Source organism: Flavobacterium frigoritolerans (genome assembly GCF_025847275.1).
In the GTDB taxonomy this organism is placed as follows: Bacteria; Bacteroidota; Bacteroidia; order Flavobacteriales; family Flavobacteriaceae; genus Flavobacterium; species Flavobacterium frigoritolerans.
Genome location: NZ_JAOZEV010000051.1, coordinates 1 through 1,364 on the forward strand (window position 1 = coordinate 1; position 1,364 = coordinate 1,364).

1 protein-coding gene is annotated in these 1,364 nt (G+C 35.6%); it reads left to right on the forward strand.

Going from position 1 to position 1,364, the window contains the following annotated elements; genetic code table 11:
* Positions 1-440: 440 nt before the first annotated feature.
* Positions 441-1,220, forward strand: coding sequence for a glucose 1-dehydrogenase (locus OIU80_RS20810; RefSeq protein ID WP_264288882.1), 780 nt, complete (start codon positions 441-443; stop codon positions 1,218-1,220).
* Positions 1,221-1,364 lie beyond the last annotated feature (144 nt).

The following is a 1,364-nucleotide window of genomic DNA, read 5'->3' on the forward strand; positions in this document are numbered from 1 at the left end:
TTCAAAGTAATCTACTATTATCTCAGGCAACAATAACTTAAGAAGGTCGATAAAAGAATCTTGCATTAGGGAGTAATTTTAAAACACAAATATCTAGATTTTAATATTTACCCACAACAATATGTATTGACCTGTATTCTGTTTGGTTTAGAGTTCACTTTGATTTGTTATTTTGACAATAGGTAGGTATACTTCGTTGGGTTTTTTAAAGTTAGGAAATTCTTTTAGATGGTGATTTGATGGTGTGAGGGATATGGATTTTTTTAAATTCAAAGAGTTTGTGCTATTGAGTGCTTAGATAATTTTTGCTATATTTGAGAGAGATATTGTTTTGTTGAGGAAATTAAGGATTTTGAACGTTGATATCTTAAGTAATGTTTGATCTATGTTTTGGTTTGTGGTAATTGCATCTAAGGGTTTAATAATAATAATTTGAGAAAATGGATACTTCGAAATTTTTTGATTTAAAAGGGAAAACCGCGATAGTTACTGGTGGGGCAAACGGAATAGGGAAAGCTTGTTGTGAAATACTTGCGGCATATGGAGCAAATGTGGTGGTTTCAGATTATAACTTGGATGAGGCTAGAAAGACTTCGAAAGGTATAAATGAGAATGGAGGAAAGTCTATTGCTGTAGATTGTGATGTTACGAGCGATGAAGCCTTGGTGAATCTTGTGAGTGAAACAGTGAAAGAATTCGGAAGTATAGAAATCTTGGTCAATAATGTTGGAGGAGGAGGTGCAGGAAAAGAGAGTCCGTACGATATTACTATAGATCAATTTAAAAAAGTGTTTGACATGAATGTGTTTAGCATGTGGAGGTTGTGTCAATTGGTTGCGCCAGAGATGAAAAAAGCAGGATATGGAAGTATTATTAATATGTCGTCAATGGCTTCTGTTAATACAAGTCCGGCCATTAGTGCGTATGCATCCTCTAAAGCAGCGATTAATCATATGACTAAAAACTTGGCTTATGATTTTGGTCCAGACAATATTAGATTGAATGCTATTGGTCCTGGGGCAACAAGAACTCGTGCGCTCAGTACGGTTTTGACACCTGAAATAGAAGAAGCAATGCTTAGACATACGCCTATTCGTAGATTAGGAGAGGCGATCGATATAGCGGGAGCGGTGCTTTATTTTGCGTCACCAATATCAAGCTGGACAAGTGGTCAGGTTATTTTTATTAATGGAGGTGGAGAGCAAACGTTGGATATGTAGATTATGAGATAATGGTTAGTTTGCGAATTGTGTTTGCTTGAGGTTTTGATTGAATTATAGATAAGGAGTTGTCTCGGTGCTGAGATGACTTTTTTTATGTCCTTATATATAGGTGCAATATTCGACTATACTATATAGGAGGAG